Source organism: Streptomyces sp. NPDC027962 (genome assembly GCF_055566095.1).
In genome coordinates this window covers 1-4,259 of record NZ_JBVHTA010000092.1, presented here as the reverse complement: position 1 = coordinate 4,259, position 4,259 = coordinate 1, and the positions used below count along the sequence as shown (strand labels likewise).

Below are 4,259 nucleotides of genomic sequence, written 5' to 3'. Positions count from 1 at the left end.
GATGTCTCTCCGCCCTTTCGAACGGCCACTGGCCCTCCTCGGACTCAGCTGACCAGCACCGCCCCCAGAACCTCAGACTTTGCAATCACCCTGGCCCGTCTCCGGGCACCGGGCTCTCCACAAGTCCCGTTTTCGGGGTGTTCAGTTCCTCATGCCGTAGTGGGCCACGGGGTCGGGATGAGTTTTCCCCGGTATCGATATCTGGTCGTGCTTACCTTTGCCGGGTTGAACAGTTCCCTTTCCTCCGTGGCAGGCCACCAGCCACCGTCGTAATAGCGCCGACGGAGCTGCTTCCATGTGATCCCGGGATGCTTGCGCCGGATCCATCGTGTCACCCTCATCCACGCATAGTGGCTGAGGTAACAGAAAGCGACGTTCGACACTCCGGGACGGAAGTACGCGCACCATCCCCGCAACACCGAGTTCAGCCGGTGGAGCAGGGAATCCAGCGACAAGCCGACGTTCTGCCGTCCGGTCAGTTCCTTCACCTTGCCCGTCGCGGAACGCACTGACTTCCGTGCCGGATAGGTGTAGATGTACTGCCGGTCGGTGCCCAGTTTCCGGTGGCGCTGGATGCGCCATCCGAGAAAATCAAGGCCCTCGTCAATGTGCGTGATCTTTGTCTTCTCCGCCGACAGGCGAAGGCCCATTGGCTTCAATGCCTCCGCGACCTCGTCGCGTAGTTCCTCGGCATGGTCTCGGCGCCCGAAGACAAGCACGAGGAAGTCGTCCGCATACCGGACCAGCCGGTAGTTGGGCAATCCTCGGCGCCGTCTCCTGCGCCGATCCTCGGAGGTTCCATCTGGTCCTCCGAGGCCCTGGGCGATGTGCTCGTCCAGGACCGAGAGCGCGATGTTGGCCAGCAGGGGCGACAGAATCCCGCCCTGCGGGGTCCCGGTGCGTGTGTCCGTGAAGGCTCCGTCCCGGGACAGGATCCCGGACTTCAAGAACGCCTTCACCAAGGACAACACCCGCTTGTCCCCGATTCGACTCCTCACCCGATCCATGAGAGCCGGGTGCGAGATCTCGTCGAAGCACGCCGTGATGTCGCCCTCCACCACCCACTCGTATCCGTGGCTGGCGAGGTAGCGCGTCTCGGCGATCGCATCGTGGGCTCGGCGGTTCGGGCGGAACCCATAGGAACACGGGAGGAAATCCGCTTCGAATACCGGCTCCAGCACCAGTTTCAAGGACGCCTGGACCACTCGGTCCGCCACGGTCGGAATCCCGAGACGACGAAGCTTGCCATTCGCCTTGGGAATCATCCGCTCACGGACAGGAACCGGATGGAAGCTGCGGTCTCTGATCTGGGTCCGTAGCTTGTCGAGAAATGCCTCGACTCCCTGCCCGGCTTCGATAGACCGGGCGGTCTTCCCATCCACTCCGGCCGTGCGGGCACCCTTGTTTCCCCGGACACGATCCCACGCCACCAACAGGAAGGCGGGATCGGCCACGAGGTTGTGAGGTCGGCCCGGGACGCCCTGCCAGCATTGCTGCTGGTGGGTTTTCCCGGACCGCCTCCCGCACCCGGCGTGCCCGTCTCCGGGCACCGGGCGCTCCACAAGCCCCGTTGGATGCCCGTCGGTTCAGGTCACGCTCGCCCACGGAGTGGGAATCGCTGCTCCCCGGTAGCGGTATCGAGTCGTTCCGAACCGTCCAGGATCAAACAGCGCCGTATCGCCGTCCTTCGGCCACCATTGGCCTTGGCAATAACGGCGGCGCAACTGCTTCCAGTTCGCCCGAGGATGCTTTCGTCGCAGCCAGCCGATGACCCTGCGCCAAGTAAAAGCACGCAGGAACCGGAAGGTGGCGCTCGAAACTCCCGGCTGGAAGTAGAGACACCAGCCCCGCAGCACCGAGTTGAGCCTGTGCAGCAGGACTTCGAGCGGCAAGTTCTTGTCCAATCGGCTGATCGCCTTCACCTTTCCCGTAACGGACTTCACCGCCTTCTTGCTGGGATAGGTGTAGACGTACTGTTTGGCCGTGCCTCGCTTCCGGTGGCGCTGGATACGCCAACCGAGAAAGACGAAACCCTCGTCGATGTGCACCACCGTGGTCTTCTCCTCCGACAGGCGCAGGCCCATCGTGGAAAGGACTTCGGCCGCCTCGTCGCGTATCGCCTCGGCGTCCGCCCTCTCGCCCCTGACCAGAGCCACCCAATCGTCAGCGTAACGAACCAGCCGAAACGACGGCTGGCCGCGACGTTCCCGACGCGGCAGGAGTCTCTGGTCTCGGTGACGCTGAGCGAAGTGCTCGTCGAGGACCGACAGCGCGATGTTGGCGAGCAGGGGCGACAAGATGCCGCCCTGCGGTGTTCCAGTGTGCGTGTCCCTGAAGATCCCCTCTCTGTTGAGGATTCCGGACTTCAGGAACGCCTTGACCAGCATCAGGACCCGCTTGTCCGCGATCCGTTGCCGCACCCGATCCATCAGGCCCGCGTGCGAGATCTCGTCAAAGCATGCCGCGATATCCCCTTCCACCACCCACTCATAGCGATGAGGGGCGCCGGCGAAGGTGCGGATCTCGGCGATCGCGTCGTGTGCCCGCCGATTGGGCCGGAACCCGTACGAGCACGGATCGAAATCCGCCTCGAAAATCGGCTCAAGCACCAGTTTCAGCGCAGCTTGCACAACGCGATCACGCACAGTGGGAATACCCAGACGGCGCATATCCTTCTTCCCGCCCGCCTTCGGAATCATCCGTTCGCGAACGGGGAGCGGACGGAATCGCTGCGCCTTCACGTCATCGCGAACCTCAGCGAGGAAAACTCCCACGCCTCGGCGCTGTTCAACGTAGAAGGCACTCTCTCCGTCCACCCCGGCCGACCGGGCACCCTTGTTGGCCCGCACTCGCTCCCAAGCGATCAGGAGGAAGGCGGGATCACAAACGAGATTGAACAAATCATGAAACCGGCGACCTGGATCGTCGGTTGCCCAACGGTGCAGCTTGGCCTGGATCTCCCGTACCCTGCGCTCAGCGCCAAACAACGTGAGCACTGGTTCGTCGGTATTCACCGGCGACCTCCGGGCATTCCAGCATCCTTACTGCCGACTTGCTGGCCCCCTTCGCCATGTACGAACCTCTCGTCCGCTCGGACTACTACGGGGCCTCCGCCCCACCCCACGGCCATCAGCCGACGACGGACCTGCCCTTCGGTGTCCTGGCCGGAGCACCGTGAGGGCAACCGCGGGTGGTTCCCACGTTCACCACCAACCGTTTGACGAGGGAGGTGCCCAGCTATACCCCGGCAGCCTCGCCACGAGTACGCCGCAGGCTTTCCTCGTGGCCTCCTCACCGGCCTATTCATTCCGGCTTCGGAGTCACCCGCCTCGTATCCACGACGGGTGCGCACTGCAAACCGGCCCATATCCACCAGATTTGACCCGGCTCGACGCTTACGGAGCTTCACGCACTGGTTCCTCTCGTACACCTTCTCGTCTCGCTTGCCGGACCCGCCCTGTCTGGCAGTACCAGAACGTCCCGGCGTTGTCAGGACTGCTTTCCACCGTTCCCGGCATCTCCCGAGTCCGGCTGTCCTCAGCTTCACGGCCCTGCTGCGACAGGACCGTGGCGGCAGCCTTTCACCGCCACTCGGTCAGAAGCGCCTCGTGGCGCACGAACAGGTCGTCGAACCTGCGATGAGAATCATCCGCAGCCCAACGGTGCAGCTTGGTCTGGATCTCCAGTACCCGGCGTTCGGCCTTCATCAAGGCCCATTCCAGCTCGTCGGTATTCACCGGCGACAGCCTCCTGGCATTCCAGCATCCTTACTGCAGACTTGCTGGCCCCCTTCCCCATGTGACCGGCTTTCCCGGCCTCGGAGTACTACGGAGCCTCCGTCCTGCCCGACGGCCATCGGCCGGCGATGGGCCTGCCCTCCACCGGACTGGAGATCCGGCATCGGGCGACCGTGGGCAGTTCCCACGTTCACCACGAAATCGATCGACAGGTGAGGTGCCCAGCTCTACCCCGGCAGCATCGCCACGCTTACGCCGCAGACTTTCGGCGTGGCCTCCCCACCGATGAGTAGAGTCGGCTTCGGAGTCGACCACCGACGAGCACTGGTGGTCGTGCACTGCGTCCGGCCCAGATCCGCCAGGTTCGAGCCGGTGTCGTAATTACGGGGCGTCAGGCACTGATTTCTCGCGTGCACCTTCCTGTCTCGCTAGTGTCTCGTGATCCTGTTGATGTCACTTCGAGTTGTTTGCCACGAGTTTCTTGATGTTGGTCTGGACGAGGCGGACCTTCGCCAGAATCTC

Annotated in this window: 4 protein-coding genes; 1 reads left to right on the top strand and 3 read right to left on the bottom strand. The window is 63.4% G+C overall.

Translation table 11 applies throughout. The annotated features are described in order from the left end of the window. Positions 1-149: 149 nt before the first annotated feature. A complete protein-coding gene (gene ltrA / locus ACZ4SA_RS36675; RefSeq protein ID WP_468283118.1) occupies positions 150-1,454 on the bottom strand; it encodes a group II intron reverse transcriptase/maturase in 1,305 nt (434 codons plus the stop codon). A 132-nt stretch (positions 1,455-1,586) separates the two neighbouring features. Then, positions 1,587-3,014 (bottom strand): group II intron reverse transcriptase/maturase, encoded by a 1,428-nt coding sequence (ltrA, locus tag ACZ4SA_RS36670; protein ID WP_468283115.1) that lies wholly within the window; start codon positions 3,012-3,014, stop codon positions 1,587-1,589. A gap of 38 nt (positions 3,015-3,052) precedes the next feature. On the opposite strand from ltrA (ACZ4SA_RS36670), the gene ACZ4SA_RS36665 reads away from it, so the two are divergent. Next, positions 3,053-3,178 (top strand): hypothetical protein, encoded by a 126-nt coding sequence (locus ACZ4SA_RS36665; protein WP_468283112.1) that lies wholly within the window; start codon positions 3,053-3,055, stop codon positions 3,176-3,178. 403 nt (positions 3,179-3,581) lie between these two features. Here ACZ4SA_RS36665 and ACZ4SA_RS36660 read toward each other — a convergent pair whose 3' ends face one another. After that, complete coding sequence (locus ACZ4SA_RS36660; RefSeq protein WP_468283109.1) at positions 3,582-3,737, bottom strand: hypothetical protein; 156 nt, start codon at positions 3,735-3,737, stop codon at positions 3,582-3,584. Positions 3,738-4,259: the final 522 nt, after the last annotated feature.